Origin of the sequence: Microbispora sp. H11081 (genome assembly GCF_012999535.1) — a bacterium.
Taxonomy (GTDB): Bacteria; Actinomycetota; Actinomycetes; order Streptosporangiales; family Streptosporangiaceae; genus Microbispora.
In genome coordinates, this window is record NZ_JABBWV010000012.1 from 82,233 (window position 1) to 105,485 (window position 23,253).

At 74.3% G+C, this 23,253-nt stretch carries 19 protein-coding genes; 11 read left to right on the top strand and 8 right to left on the bottom strand.

The genetic code is table 11. From position 1 onward, the window contains the following. Nucleotides 1–2 precede the first annotated feature (2 nt). Nucleotides 3–2,804, top strand: coding sequence for a fumarate reductase/succinate dehydrogenase flavoprotein subunit (locus HHX31_RS25490; protein WP_169950931.1), 2,802 nt, complete (start codon nt 3–5; stop codon nt 2,802–2,804). A 78-nt stretch (nt 2,805–2,882) separates the two neighbouring features. Next, complete coding sequence (locus HHX31_RS25495; protein WP_169950934.1) at nt 2,883–3,140, top strand: hypothetical protein; 258 nt, start codon at nt 2,883–2,885, stop codon at nt 3,138–3,140. A gap of 46 nt (nt 3,141–3,186) precedes the next feature. Here the strand turns inward: HHX31_RS25495 and HHX31_RS25500 are convergent, their stop codons facing one another. Together HHX31_RS25500 and HHX31_RS35805 are read right to left on the bottom strand one after the other, a co-directional pair. Then, the gene (locus HHX31_RS25500; RefSeq protein WP_169950936.1) at nt 3,187–4,335 is read right to left on the bottom strand and encodes a putative sulfate exporter family transporter; all 1,149 of its coding nucleotides are present in this window, start codon (nt 4,333–4,335) and stop codon (nt 3,187–3,189) included. Then, complete coding sequence (locus tag HHX31_RS35805; protein WP_169950938.1) at nt 4,332–4,472, bottom strand: hypothetical protein; 141 nt, start codon at nt 4,470–4,472, stop codon at nt 4,332–4,334. Before HHX31_RS35805 ends, HHX31_RS25500 begins: the two co-directional genes overlap by 4 nt. 141 nt (nt 4,473–4,613) lie before the next feature. Between HHX31_RS35805 and HHX31_RS25510 the strand changes: the two genes are divergently transcribed. The 6 genes from HHX31_RS25510 to HHX31_RS25535 all read left to right on the top strand — a co-directional run bounded on the left by HHX31_RS25510 (nt 4,614) and on the right by HHX31_RS25535 (nt 10,937). Further along, nucleotides 4,614–5,945 (top strand): lanthionine synthetase LanC family protein, encoded by a 1,332-nt coding sequence (locus HHX31_RS25510; RefSeq protein ID WP_169950940.1) that lies wholly within the window; start codon nt 4,614–4,616, stop codon nt 5,943–5,945. Nucleotides 5,946–5,966: 21 nt separating this feature from the next. Further along, entirely contained in the window at nt 5,967–7,118 is a 1,152-nt protein-coding gene (locus tag HHX31_RS25515) for a sulfite oxidase (protein ID WP_169950942.1), read from the top strand. Between the two features lie 341 nt (nt 7,119–7,459). Next, nucleotides 7,460–7,966: a flavin reductase family protein gene (locus HHX31_RS25520; RefSeq protein WP_169950944.1), complete on the top strand. Its 507-nt coding sequence runs from the start codon at nt 7,460–7,462 to the stop codon at nt 7,964–7,966. A 132-nt stretch (nt 7,967–8,098) separates the two neighbouring features. Next, a complete protein-coding gene (locus HHX31_RS25525; protein ID WP_169950946.1) occupies nt 8,099–8,632 on the top strand; it encodes an NADPH-dependent FMN reductase in 534 nt (177 codons plus the stop codon). A 102-nt stretch (nt 8,633–8,734) separates the two neighbouring features. Beyond that, on the top strand, nt 8,735–9,892 hold the full coding sequence (locus tag HHX31_RS25530; protein WP_169950947.1) for an FAD-binding oxidoreductase: 1,158 nt from the start codon (nt 8,735–8,737) through the stop codon (nt 9,890–9,892). 76 nt (nt 9,893–9,968) lie between these two features. Continuing rightward, nucleotides 9,969–10,937, top strand: a complete 969-nt coding sequence (locus tag HHX31_RS25535; protein ID WP_169950949.1) for a glutathione S-transferase C-terminal domain-containing protein — start codon at nt 9,969–9,971, stop codon at nt 10,935–10,937. 120 nt (nt 10,938–11,057) lie between these two features. On the opposite strand, the gene HHX31_RS25540 is transcribed toward HHX31_RS25535, so the two are convergent. The 5 genes from HHX31_RS25540 to HHX31_RS25560 all read right to left on the bottom strand — a co-directional run bounded on the left by HHX31_RS25540 (nt 11,058) and on the right by HHX31_RS25560 (nt 16,636). Then, the gene (locus tag HHX31_RS25540; protein ID WP_169950951.1) at nt 11,058–12,185 is read right to left on the bottom strand and encodes an LLM class flavin-dependent oxidoreductase; all 1,128 of its coding nucleotides are present in this window, start codon (nt 12,183–12,185) and stop codon (nt 11,058–11,060) included. 218 nt (nt 12,186–12,403) lie between these two features. After that, entirely contained in the window at nt 12,404–13,594 is a 1,191-nt protein-coding gene (locus tag HHX31_RS25545; RefSeq protein WP_169950953.1) for an LLM class flavin-dependent oxidoreductase, read from the bottom strand. Continuing rightward, nucleotides 13,591–14,943 carry an NtaA/DmoA family FMN-dependent monooxygenase gene (locus HHX31_RS25550; protein ID WP_311932233.1) on the bottom strand — a complete coding sequence of 451 codons (1,353 nt, stop codon included), beginning with the start codon at nt 14,941–14,943 and terminating at the stop codon, nt 13,591–13,593. Before HHX31_RS25550 ends, HHX31_RS25545 begins: the two co-directional genes overlap by 4 nt. 228 nt (nt 14,944–15,171) lie before the next feature. After that, nucleotides 15,172–15,789 carry a hypothetical protein gene (locus HHX31_RS25555; protein WP_249346555.1) on the bottom strand — a complete coding sequence of 206 codons (618 nt, stop codon included), beginning with the start codon at nt 15,787–15,789 and terminating at the stop codon, nt 15,172–15,174. Nucleotides 15,790–15,934: 145 nt separating this feature from the next. Next, a complete protein-coding gene (locus tag HHX31_RS25560) occupies nt 15,935–16,636 on the bottom strand; it encodes a CBS domain-containing protein (RefSeq protein WP_169950962.1) in 702 nt (233 codons plus the stop codon). Between the two features lie 166 nt (nt 16,637–16,802). Here HHX31_RS25560 and gap point away from each other — a divergent pair, with 166 nt between their 5' ends. Further along, on the top strand, nt 16,803–17,795 hold the full coding sequence (gene gap, locus HHX31_RS25565) for a type I glyceraldehyde-3-phosphate dehydrogenase (RefSeq protein ID WP_169951124.1): 993 nt from the start codon (nt 16,803–16,805) through the stop codon (nt 17,793–17,795). Between the two features lie 107 nt (nt 17,796–17,902). Here gap and HHX31_RS25570 read toward each other — a convergent pair whose 3' ends face one another. Next, nucleotides 17,903–18,994: an epoxide hydrolase family protein gene (locus HHX31_RS25570; RefSeq protein WP_169950964.1), complete on the bottom strand. Its 1,092-nt coding sequence runs from the start codon at nt 18,992–18,994 to the stop codon at nt 17,903–17,905. A 104-nt stretch (nt 18,995–19,098) separates the two neighbouring features. Here HHX31_RS25570 and HHX31_RS25575 point away from each other — a divergent pair, with 104 nt between their 5' ends. After that, nucleotides 19,099–19,539 carry a MarR family winged helix-turn-helix transcriptional regulator gene (locus tag HHX31_RS25575; protein ID WP_169950966.1) on the top strand — a complete coding sequence of 147 codons (441 nt, stop codon included), beginning with the start codon at nt 19,099–19,101 and terminating at the stop codon, nt 19,537–19,539. Nucleotides 19,540–19,641: 102 nt separating this feature from the next. Then, nucleotides 19,642–23,253 carry a WD40 repeat domain-containing serine/threonine-protein kinase gene (locus tag HHX31_RS34660; RefSeq protein WP_249346557.1) on the top strand — a complete coding sequence of 1,204 codons (3,612 nt, stop codon included), beginning with the start codon at nt 19,642–19,644 and terminating at the stop codon, nt 23,251–23,253.

Here is a 23,253-nt window from a genome sequence, read left to right on the forward strand (position 1 = left end):
AAGTGGACATCCCTTCCCTGGACGACCGCACGCGTCTGGAGTGCGAGGTCCTGGTGGTCGGCGGCGGCACCGCGGGCACCATGGCCGCGATCACCGCCGCGGAGCGCGGAGCCGACGTGATCCTGCTGGAGAAGGCGCACGTACGGCACAGCGGCGCGCTGGCGATGGGCATGGACGGCGTGAACAACGCGGTCATCCCCGGCAAGGCCACGCCCGAGGACTACGTCGCCGAGATCACCAGGGCCAACGACGGGGTGGTCAACCAGCGTACGGTCCACCAGACGGCCACGCGCGGCTACGACATGGTCCGGCGGCTGGAGCGCTACGGCGTGAAGTTCGAGAAGAACGAGCACGGCGAGTACGCGGTGCGCCGGGTGCACCGGTCGGGCAGCTACGTCCTGCCCATGCCGGAGGGCAAGGACGTCAAGAAGGTCCTCTACCGGGTGCTGCGCCGCCGCGACATCCGCGAGAAGGTGCGGATCGAGAACCGGGTCATGCCGGTCCGCGTGCTGACGAGCGGGGGCAGGGCCGTCGGCGTCGCCGGGTTCGACACCCGCTCCGGCCGGTTCGTCACGGTCGCGGCCGGCGCGGTGATCCTCGCCACCGGCGCGTGCGGCCGGCTCGGCCTGCCCGCCAGCGGCTACCTGTACGGCACGTACGAGAACCCGACCAACGCCGGCGACGGGTACGCGATGGCCTACCACGCGGGCGCGGAGCTCAGCGGCATCGAGTGCTTCCAGATCAACCCGCTCATCAAGGACTACAACGGCCCCGCCTGCGCGTACGTCGCCAACCCCTTCGGCGGTTACCAGGTCAACGCCGAGGGGGAGCGGTTCGTCGACTGCGACTACTGGTCCGGTCAGATGATGGCGGAGGTGGCCAGGGAGATCGAGTCGGCGCGTGGCCCGATCTACCTCAAGACCACCCACCTGCCGGACGAGACGCTCACGGCGCTGGAGAACATCCTGCACACGACGGAGCGGCCCACCCGGGGCACCTTCCACGCGGGGCGCGGGCACGACTACCGGACCCACGACATCGAGATGCACATCTCGGAGATCGGGCTGTGCGGCGGCCACTCGGCCTCGGGCGTCTGGGTGGACGAGAACGGCGCCACCACCGTCCCCGGCCTGTACGCCGCGGGCGACCTGGCCTGCGTGCCGCACAACTACATGATCGGGGCGTTCGTGTTCGGCGACCTCGCGGGGGCACACGCCGCCGAGCACCACCGCGCGCCGGACGGCCTGCCGGAGGACCAGATCGCCGACGCGCACGAGCTGGTCTACCGCCCGCTGCGCGACCCGGACGGCCCGCCGCAGCAGCAGGTGGAGTACAAGCTGCGCCGGTTCGTCAACGACTACGTCGCCCCGCCGAAGACCGCGAGGAAGCTGGACATCGCGGTGGAGACGTTCGAGCGGATGCGTGACGAGATCGCGGCCATGGGCGCCAGGACCCCGCACGAGCTGATGCGCTGCGCCGAGGTGACGTTCATCAGGGACTGCGCGGAGATGGCCGCCAGGTCCTCGCTTGTCCGCACCGAGAGCAGGTGGGGCCTCTACCACGAGCGCGCCGACCTGCCCGAGCGCGACGACGACGAGTGGCTCTACCACCTCAACCTGCGCAAGAACGCCGACGGGGCGATGGAGTTCGTCAAGCGCCCGGTCGAGCCGTACATCGTGCCCGTGGAGGGCTTCACCCCGCGCGAGGCCGAGCCCGTCCTGGTCGGGGCGTACGGCGGCCCGGCGGGCCCGGCGCGGCGCAGGGCGGGCGGGCGGCTCGCGGTGGAGGCGATCGGGCGCTCGCCGCGCATCCTCGAACTCCTGCGGCTGGCCGACGGCGAGCCGACGCTGGACCAGATCACCCCCTATCTGGAGGACGCCGATCCCAAGGTCCGCAGGGCGGCCGTCGCGACGCTGACCGAGACCGCGCCAAGGGGAGTGGAGAGCGCGCTCGCCCGGGCGCTGGCCGACCCGCACGGCACGGTGCGGCGGGCCGCCGCGACCGGCCTGCGGGAACTGGTCGAGGTGCTGCCCGCGACCGCCGGGTTCGGCGCGGCGCTGCGCGCCGTCGCCGGTTACTCCGAAGCGGGCGGAGCGGAGGCCGCGGCCGGCGGGGCGCGCGCGGGCGGTGCGGTCGCCGGCGGGACGGGGGATCCGCTCGTCCGCGCGGCCGTGCTCGACGTCCTGCGGGCGCTGCGCCTCGGTGACGCCGGTCTGTTCGAGGCGGCGCTGGCGGACGCCGACACGCGGGTGCGGATCGAGGCGGTCAGAGGGCTGGTCGCGCTCGACGACGCGGCGCGGGTGGCGCTCGCCGCCGGTGACGAGGACCGCGAGGTGCGCGTCTGGGCGGCCAGAGGGCTCGGCATCGTCGGCCTGGCCGACGGCGCCCCCGCCGTCGCGCGGCTCGCCGCGGACCAGGACCCGCTGGTCAGGGCCGCGGCGCTGGAGGCGTCCGCCGGTCTCGGCCCGGCTCTCCACGGCGAGCCGGGCTTCGCGGAGACGGTCGTACGGGCGCTGGCCGACCCGGCCTGGCAGGTGCGGGTGGGCGCGGCACGCGGACTGGCCGGCGCGACGCCGGACCTGGCGGTGGACGCGCTGGCGAAGGCGCTGGCCGACCCCCACCTCGACGTGCGCAAGGCCGCCGTGCTGTCGCTGTCGGGGTGGGCGGCGCGGCCGGAGGTGGCCGCGGCCCTGCACGGCGCCCTCGGCGACTCCGACGCCGACGTCCGCGCCTACGCCCGCAGGGCGCTGGACGCCGTGCGGTCCGGCCCTGCCGTGGCGGGGACGGTGCCGGCGGGAGTCTGACCCGGCACGGGCGGAGGCGGCCGGAGGCGTGGTAAATTCCATGGCTATCGAGTAGGTAATGAGGGAAGGGGCGCCGCCGTGGCCGATCTCCGCCTGTCCCCGCCGCCAGGCGGCGCCCTTCCGGACGCCGCCTCCCAGCCGCCCGCGGACCTCGCGGCCGGGAACGCCGCCGATTCGCCCGGCGCGACCCCGGACCCTTTCCCCGGCGACACGCACTGGTACGACCTGCCGGACGACGACGCCGCCCCGGAGGAGGAGCCCGAGGAGGACGGATCCGGAACGCGGCGGCGCCGCCCGCGCCGCCTTGGCCTGTCGCGTCTCCTGTCACGACGCTGACGCTTCGCCGGGCGGGCCGGCCCGGGCCGGTGCGAGCAAGGCGCGTTCAGGTGGCGACGGTGAAGCCGCTGAACAGGAGCACGGCGAGGCCCAGGGCCAGCAGCACGTTGACCACGGTGGCGGCGGCGAAGACGGTGACGGGACGCCAGCCGGCCTCCTTGAGCGAGGCCACCCGGAACTCCAGGCCGATGCTGACGAAGGCCAGGATGAGGAACCAGGTGCGCAGGTCGTTGGCGACGCCGATGACCGCCTTGCCCTCGGCCGAGCCGACGGTGGACAGATACCAGGTGGCCAGCACCGAGGCCGCGACGAAGCCGAGCACGAACTTGGGGAACCGCCGCCACAGCTCGCCTGCGCCGGGCCGCTCGGCGCCGGGGCGGCGCTCGATCCGGAAGGCGAACCACGCGGTCAGCGCGACCACCACGACACCGATCAGGGCGTTCTGCGTGACCTTGACGATGGTCGCGACCGCCAGCGCGTTCTCGCCTGCGAGGGCGCCCGCGGCGGTCACCGCGGCCGTCGTGTCGATGTTGCCGCCGATCCATGCGCCCGCCACCTCCGGGCTCAGGCCGAAGGCGGAGGCCAGCGCGGGGAGCACGAAGATGGACGGCAGGGCGAACGCGATCACCAGGCTCGCGCTGTAGGCGAGTTGCTCGCGCCTGGCCTGTACGGCTCCCGCCGCCGCGATGGCGGCGCTGACCCCGCAGATGGACACGGCGGCCGACAGCAGCGCCCGCAGCTTGTCGTCCAGCCCGAGGCGGCCGCCGAGCCACCAGGTGAACAGGAACACCGCGCTGATCAGCACGATGCCCTGGAGCACGGCGGGGCCGGCCGCGGTGACGATGACCTTCAGGTTGATGGACGCTCCGAGGAGCACGAGGCCGGTCTTGATGAAGAACTCGGTGCGGAAGCCGCCCGACAGGCGGTCGCGCAGCCCGGTCGCGGTGAGGACGGCGTTGCCCAGCAGGCCGAGGGCGATCGCGTAGACGGGATACTCGATCGCCTTCGCCAGGTCGGAGCCCGCGAACCACTCGGGCACGTTCTTCTCCAGGGCCCTGGTGCCCGCGGCGAGTGCGAGGACGACGAGGACGCCCAGGGTGGGCCACTGCCAGGCCGCGGTCCTCGTGGTGGCGCTAGCGGTGTCGCTCGTGGTGTCGCTCGTGGTGGCGGGGGCGGCCGCCTCGCCGCTCGTCACGGCACCAGCCCCGTCGGGATCACGCCGGTGATGACCAGCACGAGGAGGACGAGGCCGACGATGGTGGCGGCCCAGTCCTCGTTGATCGCGGCACGGGTGTGCTCGCCGACGGTCGGGGGGTGTTGTTCGTCGCTCACGCCGGACGCCTTTCTCGGGAGTGCGAGTGTTCCGGCTCGACTGTGAGACCAAAATACCTATCAAGTCAATAGGGATTGCAGGGAAATCGGTGGAGCCCAATACTTGCTATTACCTACCAGGTTTGTTGGATACTAGGGACCATGGGACCGGACCCGACCCGCTCCTCCGCTGAGCGTGCGGACACGCCGCTGACGGCCGCGATCATGGCGGGACGATGGATCCGTCGAGCCGCCGTCGACGACGAGCACGGGAGACGATGGCGGGCCAACCCAGACCCGTACGGCGGGCCTGCGGCGCGGGGCGGGCCGGCGTCACTCCACCCGGCGTCCCTCCATTCCGGAGCGGCCGGGATCGTGCTGTTCTTCCTGGAACTCGCCGCGGGCACCGGGCACGAGGCCTACCTGGAGGACGCCCGCGCGGGCGCCCGCCGCCTCGCGGCGACCTGGCGGCGGCAGTCGGACGTGTCGCTCCACCACGGCCTGGCAGGCGTCGTCCTCGCGCTGAGCGAGGCCGGCTGGGTGCTCGGAGAGGAGCGGTTCGAGGCCGCGGCGATCGCGGCCGCCGACACGATCGTCAGGAGCGCCCGCGCGATGGACGACGGCGGGATCGGCTGGTCGGGGGATCCCACCCCGCGCGGCGACGGCGGCGTCGTCCTGGGGTTGCTGCGCGCCGCGGCGGCGCTGGGCGTGCCGGCCTACGAGGAGATGGCGATCGAGGCGGGACGGCGGATCGCCCGGCTGACCATCGCCCGCGAGCGGCCCGCGGCGTGCCCGGCGCTGCCCGCGGAGGCGGCCCTGCCCGGCTTTCTCGCGGGTACGGCGGGGACGGCGTTCCTCCTCGCCCACCTCTACGGCGCGACGGGTGAGGAGTCGTTCCTCGACGCGGCGCGCCGGGGCGCGGGCCTCGTCCGGGCCGCGGGTGTAGCGAGCGGGCGCGGCGTGCTGGTCACCGACCATCTGGGCTACTGCTCGGGATCCGCCGGGATCGCCCGCATGTTCTACGAGCTGCATCGGGTGACCGGCGACGGCGACGACCTGGAGTGGGTGAATCGGCTGGCCAGGGGCGTCAGGGAGTCCGGCGCGCCCTTCCGGCAGACGGCGGGGATGTGGAACGTCGCCTGCCAGTGCTGCGGCACCGCGGGGCTGATCGAGCTGTTCGTGGGGTTATGGGCGGCGACGGGGGAGCAGGAGCACCTGGAGTTCGCCCGCAGGCTCGCCGACCACCTGATCGGCCGGGCGACCGGCTACGACGGCAGGGGCTACCGCTGGTACCAGGCGTACCGGCGGCACCGTCCCGGCGAGGTGTCGGCCGACACCGGCTACCTGACCGGAGCGGCGGGGATCGGGGCGGCCCTGCTGCATCTCGACGCCGCGGGGCAGGCGGACCGGCCGCGCCGCGTGATCCTGCTGCCCGACAACCCGTTTCCGCCCATTCCGACGCCGGCCGTCGCCCTGCGGAGGCCGGCCGGCTGACATCCCAGGTGAGGAGGGCGCATGGACACACGGTCCACCACGGTGCCGTACGGCGGGGAGCCCCGCCGAGCGGCGCCCGCCGCGCCGCACACGCGGCCCGGCATCCGCAAACCCCTGCCGCCACGCCTGTTCGCCGTGCACGGCACGAACGCGGAGACCCGATGGGAGGCGCTGCGCGGTGCCGGCTATCTGACGCCGGACGGGCTGTTCTTCGTCCGCAACCACACGACCACACCGCTGATCGACGCGGCGGCCTGGCGCCTCACCCTGTGGGGTGACGGGCTGGACGGCGGGCCGGTCTCCTACACCTACCGGGACATCCTCGGCATGCCGGCCGAGACGGTGACCGCGTTCATCGAGTGCGCGGGCAACGGCCGCCGCCTGTACGGCGAGCAGCAGGGCGAGGAGGCGCCGGGCACGCCCTGGCGGCTGGGCGCGGTGGGCGTCGCGCGCTGGCGCGGCGTACGGCTCGCGACGCTCCTGCGCCGGGCCGGGATGAGCGACAGGGCGGTCGCGCTGATGCCGCGCGGGCTCGACGACGACTACGTGGAGGCGGGGGAGAACCTGGGGAGGGTGCGCCGCCCGCTGCCGGTGGCCAAGGCGCTGGACGACGTGCTGGTGGCCTACGAGATGAACGGGCGGCCGCTGCCGCCCGACCACGGACATCCGGCGCGGCTCGTGGTGCCGGGGTGGGTGGGGGTCGCCTCGATCAAGTGGCTGGGGGACATCGAGGTCTCGGCGGAGCCGCTCGAGTCGCCCTGGAGCACCCGGCTGTACCGGATGCACGGCCCCGGCCACCCGCCCGGCGGCGGGCCGCCGCTGACCACCGTGGGGGTCAAGAGCGCCTTCGAGCTCCCCTGGCCCGCCCGCTTCGAGGCCGGGCGCGAGCATCTGCTGCGCGGCCGTTCGTGGTCGGGCCGCGGCCGGGTGGTCCGGGTCGAGGTCAGCGACGACGAGGGCGTGTCGTGGCGGCCCGTCCGCCTCCGCGACGACCGGCACCCGCGTGGCTGGGTCCGGTGGGCCTTCCCGTGGACGCCCCGGGAGCCGGGCGGCCTGCGGCTGCTCGCGCGGGCCACCGACGAGACGGGGGCCGTGCAGCCCGGCACGGCGGCCCGCAACGCCCTCGGCTACGCCTTCGACGCGGTGGTGCGCCACCCCGTCGTCGTGACCTGACCGAGGGCTCGCGGGTAATTTTATGTATAGCTGGTAGGAAATATTGACTTTTGCCCTGTCCGATCGTACGTTTGCGGTATGAGCCAGGGCGTTCGTCTGACCCGGCGTACGAGCGTGGACTACGGCCACGTCGCAAGCGCGCAGTGTCCATGACTGTGGAACTTCCGTCGTATCCGTGCCGATGGGGGCCGCCGCCGGACTCGGCGGCGCCCCCTCCCGGACCGGGCGGTGACCCTCTCACGCCCGGCCCCGCCGCCATCACATCCCCGATCCCGCGTGCCGTGACGCCGCCGGCCCGCGCGATCGCCCCCAGAACAGCCGCGACCAACCGGAGGTTCGCCATGACGGAGACTCTGCTCGGCCCCGCCCTCGGCGGCGACGACTACAAGCGGGCCCTCGCGGTGCACGCGGCGGGAGTCGTCGTCATCACCGCGCGGAGCGGGGGAGTGCCGGTGGGGCTGACCGCCACCTCGTTCTCCTCCGTCAGCCTCGACCCGCCCCTCGTCTCCTTCTACGTGGACCAGGCGTCCACCACCTGGCCGTCCCTCCGTGCGGCGGACCACTTCGCCGTCAACGTCCTCGCCAGCGACCAGGCCGACCTCGCAGCCCGCTTCGCGCGCAAGGGCATCGACCGGTTCGCCGAGCCCACCCGGTGGCGGCCGGGGCCGCTCGGGGCGCCGCTGCTGGAGGACGTCTCCGCCCACCTGATCTGCCTGCCGTACGAGCGGGTCGGCGTGGGCGACCACGTCCTCGTCGTGGGCCTGGTCACCCGGGCCGAGGTGCGTGCGCAGGGACGCCCGCTGCTGTACCACCAGGGCCGGTTCGGCCGCTTCATCGCCCACTCGTGAACCCGCGTCCGCTCCACGCCGAGCGTCGTCGCCACTTGGAGGACATCCCGTGACCACCCGCACATTCCGTGAAAAGCCGCCTACCGCACCCGCCCGCCCCACCGCGGGCGCGCGGGACAGGGAGGTGGCGTCATGAGCCCTGTCGTGGCGCTGGTCGGCAACCCGCGGGGCGGTTCCAGAACGCACCTCGCGGCGGTGGCGGCGGCCGAGGCGCTGGGGCGCCGCATCGGGCACGACGCGCCGCCCGAGGTCGTGGACCTGTCCGCGATCGGCCCGCACCTGTTCACCGCCGGCCCCTCACCCACAGTGGAGGTCGCGCTGGAACTGGCGGCGGGCGCGCGGGTGCTCGTGGTGGCCAGCCCCACGTACAAGGCCACCTACACCGGCCTGCTCAAGGCGTTCCTCGACCGGCTCCCCGGCGGCGCACTGGCCGGGACGGTGGCGCTGCCGCTGATGGTCATGGGCGCCCCCCGGCACGCACTGGCCGTCGAACTGCACCTGCGCCCTCTGCTGGTCGAGCTGGGGGCGTTCGTGCCGACTCCCGGACTGGCGCTGCTCGAGGCCGAGATCCCCGAGCTCGACCGGATCCTCACCGACTGGGCGGACCGGGTCGCTCCGCAGGTGACCGCGGTGGCGGGCGAGCCGCACCCCGGCCGCCTCGTCTAGAACCACCGGCACGGAACACCGAAAGGCTGGCCATCCGATGTCCCCAGGCGTCCGATCAGTCACCGCCGCGCTCGGCTCCCTGTGGGATGGGGAGGCCGTCGCATGACGTACGACGTGGGGATCGTCGGGGCCGGGGTGCACGGCACGGCCGCGGCCTTCCACCTGGCCAGGCGCGGCGTGTCCGTGGCCGTGTTCGACAAGGGGCCGGTCGCTGGCGGCCCCACCGGGAGGTCGGGCGGCATCTGCCGGGCCTACTACACCGATCCCTTCCTGGCAGAGACGGCGCGGGACGGCATCGCGTTCCTCGCCCGGTTCGAGGAGCACACCGGCGGGCACCAGTCGGGGTTCCACCGGACCGGGGCGTTCTACCTGCACGGCCCCGGCGACGTCGCCGCGGCCGCCGAGACCGCCGCGCGGCTCGGCTCGCTCGGGGTCACCAGCGAGCTGGTCGCCGCCGACGCGCTGCCCGCCCGCCTGCCCCACCTGGACCTGGACGGCGTCGCCGTCGCGGTCTGGGAGGCCGACGCCGGCTACGCGGACCCGTACGCGACGACGACCGGGCTGGCCGCGGCGGCGCGGCGCCACGGTGCGGTGTTCCACACACACAGGCCGGTCGTCGCGCTCGCCGAGGAGCCCCGCGGGGCGGCGGTGACCACGTCCGACGGCGCGGTGCACCGGGCCGGACGGCTGCTCGTGGCGGCCGGGCCGTGGACCGCGCCGCTGCTGTGGCCGCTCGGCGTGTACCTGCCGCTGACCGTGGAACGGCACGTCGTCGCCGTGTCCGAGCACGACCCCGCCGACGGTGCCGAGATCGTGCCGCACGTCCTGATCGACATTCCTGGCGGCTACTACACGACCCCGCAGCCCCGCACCCAGTACCTCACCGGCGGGGTCGTCCCGGCCTCCGCCGCCGACCCCGACGACTTCCCCGGCCCGCTCGCCGGCGAGCTGAACCGGCTCGCCGCGGCCTCCGCCGCCCGCTCCGCGGCGCGCCGCCGCGCCACGGTGGCCGGCGGCTGGGCCTCGCTCTACGACGTGAGCCCCGACTGGCAGCCGGTCGTCGGCCGGGCCGGTGAGCACCTGTTCGTCGACGCGGGCACCAGCGGGCACGGCTTCAAGCTCGCGCCCGCCTGGGGCGACCACGTCGCCCGGATGCTCCTGGACGACCCCGATCCCCGCCTCGCCGCTTTCGGGCCCGGCCGCTTCGCGACCGGCGGCGAACTGCCCGCCGGGTTCGGCGCGGCCCGGATCCTCGGGTGACCCCGGCCGACCACTCGCTCCGTCACCGGGCGCACCACTCGGCTCACCATCCGGCTCATGACCGCAAGGAGGTCCCATGACCACTCAGGCGCCCGCGTACGCGAGTCCCGCCGACGTCGCCGCCCACGGCCCGTACGGGCCGGGCAGGACCGACCGGCCGGGACCCCTCTATCCCTTCGGGGGCAGGATCGCCGCCGACGGCGGCCACCCCGCCGAGCCCGGCCGCTACCACCTCTACGCCTCGTACACGTGCCCGTGGGCGCAGCGCGCCGTCATCGTGCGCGACCTGGCCGGGCTGCGGGACGTCGTGTCGGTGTCCTACGTCGACGACGACCGCGACGCGCGCGGCTGGGCGTTCCGGGAGAGGCGCGGGCCCGACCCGGTCAACGGTTTCACGCTGCTCGCCGAGGCGTACGACGCCACCGAGCCCGGTTATCCCGGCCACATCTCGGTGCCGGTGCTGTGGGACCGGCGGACGAAACGGATCGTCAGCAACGACTTCGCGCGGATCCCCGTCGACCTCGGCACCGCGTTCGCCGAATGGGCGACCGAGGACCTCTACCCCGCGGACCTGCGCGACGCGATCGAGGCCCTGGACGAGGAGATCGCGCGCGACCTGAGCCAGGGCGTGCACCTGGTCGCCAGGGCCGCCACCCAGGAGGAGTACGAGCGGCGGCGCGCCGGGGTGGCCGCCGCGCTGGACCGCCTCGACGCCCGCCTGGCCGGCCGGAGGTACCTGTTCGGGGACCGCCTCACCGAGTCCGACGTGCAGCTCTGGGTGGTCCTGGTCAGATACGACCTGCTGCACAATCCACTCGCCGGGATCACCGAACGCCCGCTGACCTCCTACCGCCACCTCTGGGCGTACGCCCGCGACCTCTACCGGATCCCGGCGTTCCGCGAGACCACCGACTTCGCCGCCTTCCGGCTCGGCGCCAGGCCCGCGCGGCAGGGCGAGGGCACGGCGCGGATCGCGGTCGAGCCGCACGAGGCCGACTGGGACGAGCCGCACGGACGCGAGGCGCTCACGGGGAAGCACGCGTGACAGAGTTGTCCCAGGGGGTCACCCTCCCGCTCTGGGGCCGCACCGGCGCGTGCCGACGGGCCTGCGGGCTCCCCGGCGTGGTCCGAACCGCCCAGGCCTTTCGCTGCGGTGCGATGTCCGTCAGACGCCGGCGTCCGCCCACGCCTCCGCGAGCAGGTCCTGGGACCGGACTCGGTCCGCGTGGTCGTACGCGATCGTGGTGACGAGGAGTTCGTCGGCCCCGGTCGCCTCCTTCAGCACCCGCAGCCCCTCCACCACCTTTTCGGGCGTGCCCGCGAACCGGGTGTCCAGCCGGTCCGCGACGAGGGCCCTGTCGTCCTCGGTCCACTCGTGCGCGGACGCCTCCTCCGGAGAGGGGTACTTCATCGCACCCGCGCCGGTGCGGATGCTCCTCACCCACAGCCCGTACGGCTCGCCGATGCGGCGGGCCTCCTCCTCGGTGGGGGCGACCAGGACGTCGGCGGACACCATGACGTGGGGGGCGAGATACGCCTGCGAGGGCTTGAAAGCGTCGCGGTAGGCGTCCACCGCCTCCAGCACGGTGGCCGGGCTCACGTGGTAGTTCGCCGCGAACGGCAGCCCGCGCTCGGCCGCGACCTGCGCGCTCTGGCCCCCGCTGCTGCCCAGGACCCACAGCTCCAGCTCGGCGCCCTCCCCGGGCTGGGCGTGCGCCTCGTGGCCGTCGTCGGAGCGGTAGCTCCCGGAGAGGAACGCGACGATGTCGTCGACCTGCTCGGCGAAGTCGGGGCTCTGGGCTCCCGGCTGCTGCAGCAGCGCCAGTGCCAGCGCGAAGATCGGCGCCTGCGTGATTGCCGGGGTGAACGAGAACGGCGGCGGGATCAGCAGGCCCTTGACCGTACGCGCCGCCGCGGGGGCGGCCGGCTCGGGCGGGGCCTCGCGCAACTCGCGGGCGCGCTGCCCGGAGCGGCCGATCCCCAGATCGATGCGGCCGGGATGGAGAGCGTCGAGCGTGCCGAACTGCTCCACGACGGTCAGCGGGGTCTGGTGACCGAGCTGGACCGCGCCGGAGCCGACCCGGATCCGCCGGGTGGCCGCGGCCACCGCGCCGATGAGCACCGCCGGCGCGGCGCTCGCCACGCCTGGGGTGAGGTGGTGCTCGGCCAGCCAGTAGCGGTGGTATCCGGCGTCCTCCGCCCGGCGGGCGAGGTCGACGGTGTTGCGCAGGGCGTCCCTGGCGGTGCCGCCGGACGGGATGGGGGCGAGGTCGAGGACGGACAGGCGGGTCATGACGGACCTCCGGTGGGGAACGGCCTGCTGGGCATCTCCTTGCGCAGGACGGGGGCGATGCCGCTATCGAACAGTTCGAGCGACGCCCGGTGCTGCGCGCCGGTCAGCCCGTCGGCCGGGTCGTGGCCGTGGTGCTCCCACCGCTCCCGGACGGACCGGGTCGAGCAGGCTCAGCGTGGTCACCGCGGTGAACAGCCTGATCGTGCTGGACGCGGCGCTCATGACGCCTTCGCGTAGCGGCTGGCGGGACGGGCGAGGCCGAGCCGGCCGCGCAGGTCCCCGGTGTCGTACGCGGTCCTGAACGCGCCCGCCGCCTGCAGCTCGGGCACCAGGCCGCGGGTGATCGCGGCCAGATCGTGGGGCAGCACGCCCGGCCTGAGGCGGAATCCCGCCAGCCCGGCGTCGCGCCAGTTGAGCAGCAGCGCGGCGAGTTCCTCCGGGGTGCCGGTGAAGACGTGGGCGTCCGATTCGAGTTCGGCGCCGTCGAGGTCGTCCAGCCGCGCCTTGCGGCCGGCCGCGTCGTGGGCGTCGAGGAAGACCACCAGGTCCGCGAAGATCCGCAGGGGCGGCTCGGTGCGGCCGGCGGCGGCCTCCGCCGCCCGGACGCTCTCGACGATCGCCGCGGCGTCCTCCCGGTCGCGCGGCGTGACGTACACGACGTCGGACGCCTTCGCCGCGAACTCGTACGGCAGCTCGCTGTGCGCGAGGGACGTGACCAGCGGCTGGCCCTGGGGGGAGCGCGGCGTGATCGAGGGGCCCTTCACACTGAACCAGTCGCCGCTGAAGTCGATGTAGTGCAGCTTGTCGCGGTCGATGAAACGGCCGGTCGCCACGTCGCGGATCTCGGCGTCGTCCTCCCAGCTGTCCCACAGCCGGCGGATCACCTCGACCACGTCGGCGGCCTCGCCGAACAGGTTCCGCAGGTGATCGAGGAGGGCGGGATCCCGGTCGGGGGAGCGGTCCAGGGCGGGGAACGGCGGGCGGCGGCCGAAGTGGGCGACCTGGTCAGGGCGGGCGAAGACCTGGGGCCGCCACCCGGCCCTGCCGCGGCTGACGTGGTCGAGCGAGGCGATGCCGATGGCGACGTGGAACGGCTCGGTGTGGGTCGTGCCGGCGGTCGGGACGAGACCGATGCGCGAGGTGAGCGGGGCGACCCGCGAGGCGATCAGCACCGCGTCGAGCCGTCCGCGCACCTGGTCGAGGCGCTCGTCGGGTTCGCCGGGACGGGACGACTGGAGGCCGAGCGCGTCTTCGAAGGTGACGAAGTCGAGCAGGCCGCGCTCCGCCTCCACGACGAGATCGGCCCAGTAGCCGGGGGTGAACAACCGGTCGGGCCGGGCGCCCTCGGCGCGCCACGCGGCCGGGTGCCAGCCGGCTCCGTCCAGCGCGACGGCGAGATGCAGCGTCATCGGTTCTCCTCGGTACGGTTCGGGGTGCGGGGGGACAGGCCGAGGTGGTCGCGGAGCGTGGGCCCGGTGTAGTCGGCCCGGAACACGCCCTTCTCCTGCAGCAGGGGGACCACCTTGTCGACCAGGTCGTCCAGCCCGCCGGGGGTCAGGTGCGGCACGAAGATGAAGCCGTCGGCCGCGTCGGTCTGCACGAAGTGGTCGATCTCGTCGGCCACCGCGCGCGGCGTGCCGATGAAGGTCTGCGGTGCGGAGACCTCGATGGCCAGTTCCCTGATCGACAGGTTCTTCTCCGCGGCGAGGGCACGCCACTTGGCCACCAGTTCGCCGCGGTCGCGGCGGAACGCCGCGTGTCCCTTGGCGACGCCCTCGTCCAGGTCGGGCTCGACGTCGGGCAGCGGGCCGTCGGGGTCGTATCCCGACAGGTCGCGGCCCCACACGGCCTCCAGGAAGTAGATGGCGGTCTGCGGGCTGACCTGCGCGCGCCGGATCTCCACGGCCCGTTCGCGGGCCTCGGCGTCGGTGTCGCCGAGCACGTACGTCACCGCGGGGAGGATCTTCAGGTCCTCGGGCCGCCGTCCGTAGGCGGCGAGTCTGCGCTTGACGTCCCGGTAGAAGGCGCGGCCCTCGTCCAGCTTGCTGTGCCTGCTGAAGATCACGTCGGCCGACGACGCGGCGAACTCCCTGCCCTCGTCGGAGTCGCCGGCCTGGATGATCACCGGATGGCCCTGCGGTCCGCGTGGCGTGCTGAACAGCCCTGAGATGTCGAAGTGCCGGCCCTGGTGCCGGAAGGGAGTGACGCCGCCGGGCCGGAGGAACCACCCCGACGCCGGGTCCGCGGCCACCGCGTCGGGCGCCCACGAGTCCCACAGCTCCCTCGCGGTGCGCAGGAACTCCTCCGCCCGGGTGTAGCGGTCGGCCTCGTCGAGGAAGCCGCCCCGGCGGAAGTTCTCCCCGGTGAAGGCGTCGAAGCTGGTCACCACGTTCCACGCGGCCCGGCCGCCGCTCAGGTGGTCGAGCGTGGCGAGCCGTCGCGCCACCTCGTACGGCTCGTTGAAGGTGGAGTTGACGGTCGCGGCGAGCCCCAGGTGCGTGGTGACGGCGGCCAGGGCGGACAGGACCGTGAGCGACTCGGGGCGTCCCACGACGTCCAGGTCGTGGATGCGCCCCTTCGCCTCGCGCAGCCGCAGTCCCTCCGCGAGGAAGAAGAAGTCGAACTTCCCGCGCTCGGCCGTCTGGGCCAGATGGCGGAACGAGTCGAAGTCGATCTGGCTGCCCGACGCGGGGTCGGACCAGACCGTCGTGTTGTTCACGCCGGGGAAGTGCGCGGCGAGATGGATCTGCTTGGTCACGGGGACTCCTGACGTCTCGGCCCGACGAGCTGACGACCGCAAACCTATAAACACAGTAGGTAATACAGGTTTTTCCGTCAATCGCCGATCGAGGGCCGTCGCCAGAGAAGGTCGCCCGAGAGAAGGGAAGGCCCGGCGCCGGGGGCGCGGGACCGGAAACGCGCCAGTGCCCGCCCCCGGGCAGCCGGGGCGGGCACTGGAGTCGATGGGCCGTGAGACCCCGTGGGTTCACTTGAGGATCGGGAGGCGGCGGACCAGGGTGGTGTTGGTCCAGATGGTGCCGAGTCCGAGGGTGTTGCCGGCGTTGGCGAGGGCGAGGCCGATGAGGACGATGGCGTAGACGATGTGGTCGTCCATGAAGGGGTTGGTGGTGAGGGGCAGTGCGGCGGCCCACATCATCAGCAGGAGCAGGGTGCCGGTGGTGGCGGCGATGCGCATTCCGATGCCGAGGATGAGCGCGGTGCCGATGCCGGCCAGGCCGGTCATGAACAGCCAGTCGACCCAGGGCTGTCCGGCGAGGGCGTTGAACAGGCCGCCGAGGGTGTTGTCGGCGGTGCCCTTGAGGAAGCCGGTGGTGGGGCTGCCGCCGTTGATCCAGGCCTTGGCGGCGGGGGTGGCGAAGCCGAAGCCGAACATCTTGTCCAGGAAGGCCCACAGGAACACCCAGCCGAGGGCGATGCGGGCGGCGGCCCAGGCGAACCGTGCGGGGCCCTGGGTGGTTTGGGGCTCGGTGCCGGCGGGGAGCGTCTCGGTGTGCGCGCGGGGGGCGGGGACCGTGACCGCGGCGGGGGGAGCGGCGTCGTAGAGGTGGTGGTTCCTCTGGTTGCGCCCTTCGGTGATGGCCATGACCGGCCCCTTTCGGTAACTTCGCGTCTTTGCTCTCTCTTTGACATTTCAAGGAAACCGCGTTCGCCACCCCCGCCGCTGGTGCCGTACGGCACGCCGCGTGCCCCCCGAAGTCCCGTGATCGTGGGACCTTCGGCCCGGCCCGTCAGCGGTGGCGCCAGGTGTGGGTGTCGTCCTCCTCCCACTCCAGGTGGTCGACCACGTCGACGACGCCGTTGACGCCGCGCGCCAGGCGGGCGGCGGCCTGTGCGTCGCTGCGCCAGCGCAGGTGGCCGGCCAGCGTGACGACGCCCTGGTCGACCGTCACGTCCACCGCGCTCATGTCCCTGAACAGGGAGCGGCCGAGCACGTCGGTCGCGATCTCGCGGGCGATGTCGGCGTCGGGGCGGGTGAAGACCCGCAGCAGGTCGTGCCGGCCGACCATGCCCTCAAGGGCGCCGTCGGCCCCGACGACCGGCAGGTGCGTGACGCCGTGCTCGTCCATGAGCCGGATGGCGAAGACCACAGCGGTGCCGGGGCCGACCGTGACGGCGGGCGTCGTCATCAACTCGGCGGCGGTGTCGCCGCGTGACTTCGCGCGTCCGCCGCGTCCCTCCCTGCCGAACAGGTGGCGCAGCCGCGCCCGCAGCGGCGGCCGGTAGCCCTCGTGGGGGTACTGATCCTTGAACTCCTCCTTGAGCAGCAGGTCGGCGTCCGTGACGACGCCCAAGACCCGCCCATCCGGGCCGACCACGCAGACGGCTCCCACGTCCGCCGCGATCAGCGCCTGGGCGACCGCCTTGAACGGCGTGCCGCTCTCCACCACCGTGACGTCGCGGGCCATGACCTCGGCCACCTTCACACGCATCTCTTCCTCCTCGTACGCCTCCCCATCCCACCGCCGCCGGCGCGCGGGGGCGGAGAGGCGGAAGGCCCGCCGGCGAAGGCTGTTTCGCCTCTGCTCGCGGCCCTTACGGCCCTACGGCGGTCTGCGGCGGAGAGGGACGATCGCAGCACAGCCAGCGCTGAGGAGGATCACCATGAAGATCGGCATCAACGGCTTCGGCAGGATCGGCAGGGCGGTGCTGCGTCGCGCGCTGCCCATGGGCATCGAGGTCGTCGCGATCAACGACCTCGCGGACGCGGCGACGCTCGCCCACCTGCTCAAGTTCGACTCCACGCACGGCCCCCTCGGCGTGCCCGTCACCGCGAGCGCGTCGTCCATCGACGTCGACGGCCGCGGCATCCCCGTCACCGCGCACAGCGACCCGGCGCACATCGACTGGGCCGCCTACGGCGCCGACCTCGTGATCGAGGCCACCGGCCGGTTCCGCACCCGGGACGACGCGGCGCGCCACCTCAAGGGCGGCGCCCGCCGCGTGCTCGTCTCCGCGCCCGGCAAGAGCGTGGACGTCACTATCGTCCCCGGCGTCAACGACGCGGCGTACGACCCCCGCCGCCACCAGATCGTCTCGATGGCCTCGTGCACCACCAACTGCGTGGCCCCGATGGTGAAGGTGCTGCACGAGAACTTCGGCGTCGTCCGCGGCTTCATGACGACCGTGCACGCGTACACCGGTGACCAGAGACTGCTGGACGCCCCGCACAAGGATCCCCGCAGGGCCCGCTCGGCCGCCGTGAACATCGTCCCGACCACGACGGGGGCCGCCCGGATGGTCGGCGAGGTGCTGCCCGAGCTCGCGGGCTGCCTGGACGGCGTCGCGCTGCGCGTCCCGGTCGAGGACGGCTCGCTCACCGACCTCGCCGTGCTGGTGTCCCGCCCCGTCGAGGCAGGTGAGGTCAACCGGGCCTTCGCCGACGCCGCCGAGCGTGAGCTGAAGGGCGTGCTGCGCTACAGCACCGACCCGCTCGTGTCCCGCGACATCGTCGGTGACCCGGCGTCCTGCGTGTTCGACTCCGCGCTCACCCAGGCGGACGGCGCGCTGGTCAAGGTCTTCGGCTGGTACGACAACGAGTGGGGCTACGCCAACCGGCTCGTCGAGATGGCCGCCCGCATGGCCGGGTGACGGCGCCCGTCCGCTCCGCCTGGCGGGGCTCCGACGCCGAGATGCTCCCGAGGAGAGCGTCTCGGCGTCCGCTTGCGGGACACGGGCGGCGTCGGCCCGGACGCGATCTAGGCGGCCGGCTCGCGGTGCCGGAGGAAGAAGTCCCGGACGTCCCCGGCGAGCAGTTCCGGCACCTCCATGGCGGCGAAGTGCCCGCCGCGCTCGAACTCCGACCAGTGCCTGACGTCGTACAACCGCTCGGCCAGCGGCCGCACCGACTGGGTGATGTCGTGCGGGAAGACCGCCACGCCGACCGGCACCGGGCAGGGCTCGCTCCGCCGAGGGGTCTCGCGGTGCAGCCGCGCGGAGGAGGCCGCGGTGGCCGTGAACCAGTACAACGACACGTTGGTGAGCACGCGCTCGTCGCTGATCGGCGAGCGGGGATCGGTCCACTGCGCGAAGCGCTCGGCGATCCAGGCGAGCTGGCCGACCGGCGAGTCGGTCAGCGCGTAGCCGATGGTCTGCGGCGTGGTGGCCTGCAGGGCCTGGTACGGCGGGCGGTTCGCCATCAGGTGCCGGACCTTGTCCAGCCGGGCTTCGTCCGACTCCGAGAGCCGGAGGCCGGCGTCGGGGACCGGCCGGGTCGGCAGGTAGTTGACGTGCACGCCGACGACCTGGCCGGGCGCCACCGCGCCGAGCGCCAGTGAGATGCCCGACCCGAAGTCGCCGCCCTGCGCGCCATAGCGCTCGTACCCGAGGCGGCGCATCAGCTCGGCCCAGGCCCGCGCGACCCTGACGATGTCCCAGCCGCGTTCGTGGGTCGGCCCGGAGAAGCCGTACCCCGGGATGGACGGGATCACCAGGTGGAAGTCGCGCGACAGCGGCTCGATCACGTCGAGGAACTCCAGGAACGAACCGGGCCAGCCGTGGGTGAGTATCAGCGCGAGCGCGTCCGGTCGCGCGGACCGGACGTGGACGAAGTGGACGTTCTGGCCGCCGATCTCCGTGACGTAATGCGGCAGCTTGTTGAGCTCCGCCTCGTGGGCGCGCCAGTCGTAGCCGGTGCGCCAGTGTTCGGCCAGCTCCCTGAGCCGCGCCAGCGGGAATCCGTAGTCCCAGCCCGCGCCGGCGACCTCGTTGGGCCAGCGGGTGCGGGAGAGCCGGTCGCGCAGGTCGTCGAGGTCGGCCTGGGGGATGTCGATACGGAAGGGCTCGATCATGTGCTTTGCCTTCGGGGGAGTGGTCGTTTGTTGGCTGCGCCAACGTTGGTTCCGCCAACTATACAGAGATTGGTTGGCGACGCCAACGATGTAGGGTGGCTGTCGTGGAGGAGACACCCGCACGCCTGACCTCGAAGCCGAGCTGGCTGCTCACCCAGCTAGCGGTGCACGCCCACCGGATGGCGTCCGACGGCTTCGGCGAGGTGGGCGCGCGCGGGTACCACTACCGGCTTCTGGCCGCGCTGCACGAGTTCGGGGCGGCCAGCCAGGCCGAGCTGGGCCGCCGGAGCGCCATGGACCGCAGCGACGTGGTGGCGGCGATCAACCAGCTTGTCGAGCGGGGTTTCGTCGAGCGGACGCCGGACCCGGACGACCGGAGGCGCAACATCGTGGCGCTCACCCCGGCCGGTGACGCGCAACTGCGACGGATGGACCGGGCGCTGGACAAGGTGCAGGACGATTTGCTCGGACCGCTCACGGCCGAGGACAGGCAGACGCTGACCCGGCTGCTCACCCGGCTGCTCGCGCATCACCGGAACAGGTGAGCCGGCCCTTCGCCGAGGTGCGGATCGCCCCAGCGGTCTTGGCGGCGGCGGGCGCCCGTAGCACGATCGGGGCAAGCGGTCCGCTGCTGTCGGGAGGTCCGGATGGCGACCGTCCTGCTCCCCGGCGATCCGCGCAGGATCGGCGGCTACTGGCTCGCCGGCCGCCTGGGCGAGGGCGGGCAGGGCGTCGTCTACGAGGCGTACGACGAGGCGGGGCAGCGGGTCGCCGTCAAGGTCCTGCGCGCGGCGGGCGGGGCGCAGGACGAGCAGGCGCGGGCGAGGTTCGCCAAGGAGGTCGACGCCGCGCGCCGGGTCGCGCCGTTCTGCACGGCCAGAGTCGTCTTCGCCGACCTGGAGGGCCCCCGGCCGTACATCGTGAGCGAGTTCGTCGCCGGGCCCAGCCTGCGCGCGGCGGTCGCGCGGAGCGGGCCGTACGGACCTGAGGAACTGCACCGCCTCGCCACGGGCATCGCGACGGCGCTGGCCGCCATCCACGAGGCGTCGGTGATCCACCGCGACCTCAAGCCGGACAACGTGCTGATCGGCCCGGACGGCCCGCGCGTCATCGACTTCGGCATCGCCAGGACCGCCGACATGTCGCTGACGACGACCGGGCACGTCGCGGGCACGCCGGCCTTCATGGCCCCGGAGATCGTGATCGGGGCGCGGGCGGGGCCGGCCGTCGACATCTGGGCCTGGGGGGCGGTGACGCTGTTCGCCGCCACCGGCAGGGAGCCGTTCGCCGGGGGGACCACGCCGCCGTCGTCGCACGGCGGCGCGCCCGGCCCGCCGGGGCCCGCGCTCACGGGGGTGGCGGCCCTGCTGCACCGCATCCTGGCGAGCGAGCCTGATCTGACCGCGCTGCGGGAGCCGCTGCGCGGCCTGGTGGCCCGGGCGCTCGACAAGAACCCCGAGGCCAGGCCCGACGCGGCCGCCCTGCTCGCGACGCTGCTCGGGCACTCGTCGCCGTACGGCAGGCGCGAGGCGCTGCTCGCGGAGGGCACCCGCACGGCCGAGGGCACCCGTAGGGCAGAAGGCACCCGTAGGGCAGAAGGCACCGGGCCGTCCCGGACCCTCGCGCCACCCTCGCTCGCGACCGTGGCCGAGGAGGCGTACGGCGCGCTCACCCCGGCCGACCAGGCGCTGGTGCCGCGGATCATGCTGCGGATGGTCGCGCCGGGGGAGGGCGGCGACGACCTGCCCCGGCGGGTGCCGGAGGACGAGCTCCTCGACGGCGTGGTCGACCGGGAGACGGCCGCCCGGGTGCTGTCCGGCTTCGCCCGCGCCGATCTCGTCGTCAGAGACGGCGAGACGGTCGCGCTCGCCGCGGCCGCGCTGCTGCGGGCCTGGCCCCGGTTGCACGGGTGGGTCGACGCGGAACGCGCGGGCCTGCGCGTGCAGCGGCCGCTGACCGAGTCCGCCCGCCTGTGGGACCGGCACGGGCGGCGTCCAGGCGACCTCTACCAGGGGACGGCACTGGAGACCGCGCTCGGCTGGGCGGCGACCACGCGCCACCACGTCACGCTGAACACGCTGGAGAAGGCGTTCCTCGACGAGTCCAGGGCGCTCGCCCGGGTCCGCGCCCGGAGGCGGCGGCGCCTCACCGCCGTGCTCGCCGTGCTCGTGGTGGTCGCGGGGGCCTCGGCAGGGCTGGCCCTCGACCAGAAGGCGTCCGCGGAGCGGCAGCGGGACGTGGCCGTCGCCCGGCGGCTCGCGGCCCTGGCCGAGACCTCGCGCTCGTCCGACCCCGCGCGGGCGATGGCGCTGAGCGTGGCCGCGTGGCGGCTGGCCGGGGTGCCCGAGGCCCGGGCGGCCCTCTACAGCTCGCTCGCCCAGCCCCTGCGGCGGGTCGACCCGCCGCCGCCCGTCACCGCGGGCGCCCGCTTCGACCTGAGCGGGGACGGCCGCCTGCTCGCGGTCGCCGACGCCGGCCGGGCGGTCCTGTGGGACGTGACCGCGCAGCGCGTGGCCGGGAGCGTTCAGGGCATCGGGCCGGCCCCCGGCGCCGTCGCGCTCAGCCCCGACGGCCGCCGCCTCGCGGTCGCGAGCGGCGGCGCGCTGCGCGTGTGGGACCCGGGCAGCGGCCGCCCGCTCGGGCCGCCGTTCGGGAACGGCGCGCTGGAGATGGCCTTCGGCCCGGACGGCAGGCGGCTCGCCGTTCTCGCGCCCGGCCGCCGTGGCCAGGTCTGGGACGCGCTCGGCGGCGCCGAACTGCTGGACGTGCGCGACGAGCCGGTCGCGGGCATCGCGGTCTCCGCACGGCACGCCGCCGTGCTGCTTGAGGACGGCCGGTTCCGGTTGTACGAGCTCGCGGCCGGGCGTTCCGGCGGCGCGCGCAGGCTCCGTGCCCCCGAGGGCGGGCGCGCCGACGCCGTCGCCTTCGGTCCCGACGGCCGCACCCTCGCGGTCGGCAAGGGCGGGGACGTCCGCTTCTGGGACCTGTCCACCGGCCGCCGCCGCGGCCCCGTGCTGGAGGGCGCCTCCGCCGTCTGGCTCGCGTACGGCGACGGCGGCCGCCTCGTCCTGACCTTCGACCGCACCGGGATCGGCCTGTGGAGCGCGGACGACGGCGGCCTGATCGCCTACTCCACGCCGGAGGACACCACCGGAATGCCGGACATCAGGGTCGCGCCGGGCGCGGCGGGCGGCCCGGTCCTGCGCTACCTGCTGAGCGGCGGCCGGGTCGCGACGGTGGACGCGGCGGCGGGCGCCCGTTCGACGGCGGTCGCTCCCTCGGCCGTCGCCGCGGCCTTCGCCCCTGGCGCGGCGACGCTCGCCGTCGCGCCGGGCCGGACGGGCCCGCTGCTGTGGGACCCGGCCGCCGGGGTCCGCTTGGGGCCGTCCCTCGGCGGCGTCCCCGCCGGGGCGCTCGCCTTCGCCCCGGACGGCCGGGCGCTCGCCACCGCGTCCCGCCCGGACGGCACGCGAGCCTCGGGCGACGCCGCGACGGTGAGCCTGTGGAACGTGGCGGACGGCCGCCTGCTCCGCCGGTTCCCGATCGCGGGGGCCGCGTCCGTGGGCGGGCTGGCCGCCGGAGGCCGGGTCCTCGCCGCGGCGCCCGTCGACGGTGCGTACGGGCCCGTCCGGGTGTGGGACCTGTCCAGCGGTGCGGAGGTCTCCGTGCCGCGCAGGAGCGGATGGGACGTCATGGCGGTCGGTCCCGGCGGCCGGGTCCTCGCGATCGGCGGGCGGGACGCCGCCCTGGTCGACCTGACCGCGGGCACGGTCACCGGCCGTCCCTTCGGCCCGGTGCTCGACGGCGTGCGGTCGATCGCCTTCAGCCCGGACGGCGCGACGATCGCCACCGGCTTCCACGAGGCGGGCGTGGGCCTGTGGGACGCGCGCACACTGCGGCGGACCGGCACGCTCGCGCCGGAGAAGGGCCGGTTCGACGACGTCGTGGCGCTCGCCTACGCGCCCGGCGGGCGGCTGATCGCCACCGGGGGCACGAGCGGTGAGGTCCGCCTCTGGGACGCCGCCTTCCGGTCGCCGCTCGGCCTGCCGTACGCCGTCCACATCGGCCCGGTGCTCGCGCTCGCCTTCGCCGCCGACGGGCGGCACCTCTACAGCGCGGGCAGGGACGGGACCCTGCGGCGCTACACGGCCGACCCGGACCTCGCGGCGGCGGAGGTCTGCTCGCGGGCCGGCGGCTCCCTGGGTGAAGACGACTGGCGGCGCCTCGTGCCTGAGGCGCCCTACCGGAAGGTGTGCTGA

Coding starts and splice junctions, on each gene's coding strand:
- HHX31_RS25540 (WP_169950951.1), bottom strand. CDS start 12,185: ATGACCCGCCTGTCCGTCCTCGACCTCGCCCCCATCCCGTCCGGCGGC.
- HHX31_RS25555 (WP_249346555.1), bottom strand. CDS start 15,789: ATGGCCATCACCGAAGGGCGCAACCAGAGGAACCACCACCTCTACGAC.
- HHX31_RS25525 (WP_169950946.1), top strand. CDS start 8,099: ATGAGCCCTGTCGTGGCGCTGGTCGGCAACCCGCGGGGCGGTTCCAGA.
- HHX31_RS25510 (WP_169950940.1), top strand. CDS start 4,614: ATGGGACCGGACCCGACCCGCTCCTCCGCTGAGCGTGCGGACACGCCG.
- HHX31_RS25530 (WP_169950947.1), top strand. CDS start 8,735: ATGACGTACGACGTGGGGATCGTCGGGGCCGGGGTGCACGGCACGGCC.
- HHX31_RS25535 (WP_169950949.1), top strand. CDS start 9,969: ATGACCACTCAGGCGCCCGCGTACGCGAGTCCCGCCGACGTCGCCGCC.
- HHX31_RS25545 (WP_169950953.1), bottom strand. CDS start 13,594: ATGACGCTGCATCTCGCCGTCGCGCTGGACGGAGCCGGCTGGCACCCG.
- HHX31_RS25520 (WP_169950944.1), top strand. CDS start 7,460: ATGACGGAGACTCTGCTCGGCCCCGCCCTCGGCGGCGACGACTACAAG.
- HHX31_RS34660 (WP_249346557.1), top strand. CDS start 19,642: ATGGCGACCGTCCTGCTCCCCGGCGATCCGCGCAGGATCGGCGGCTAC.
- HHX31_RS25560 (WP_169950962.1), bottom strand. CDS start 16,636: ATGCGTGTGAAGGTGGCCGAGGTCATGGCCCGCGACGTCACGGTGGTG.
- HHX31_RS25515 (WP_169950942.1), top strand. CDS start 5,967: ATGGACACACGGTCCACCACGGTGCCGTACGGCGGGGAGCCCCGCCGA.
- HHX31_RS25570 (WP_169950964.1), bottom strand. CDS start 18,994: ATGATCGAGCCCTTCCGTATCGACATCCCCCAGGCCGACCTCGACGAC.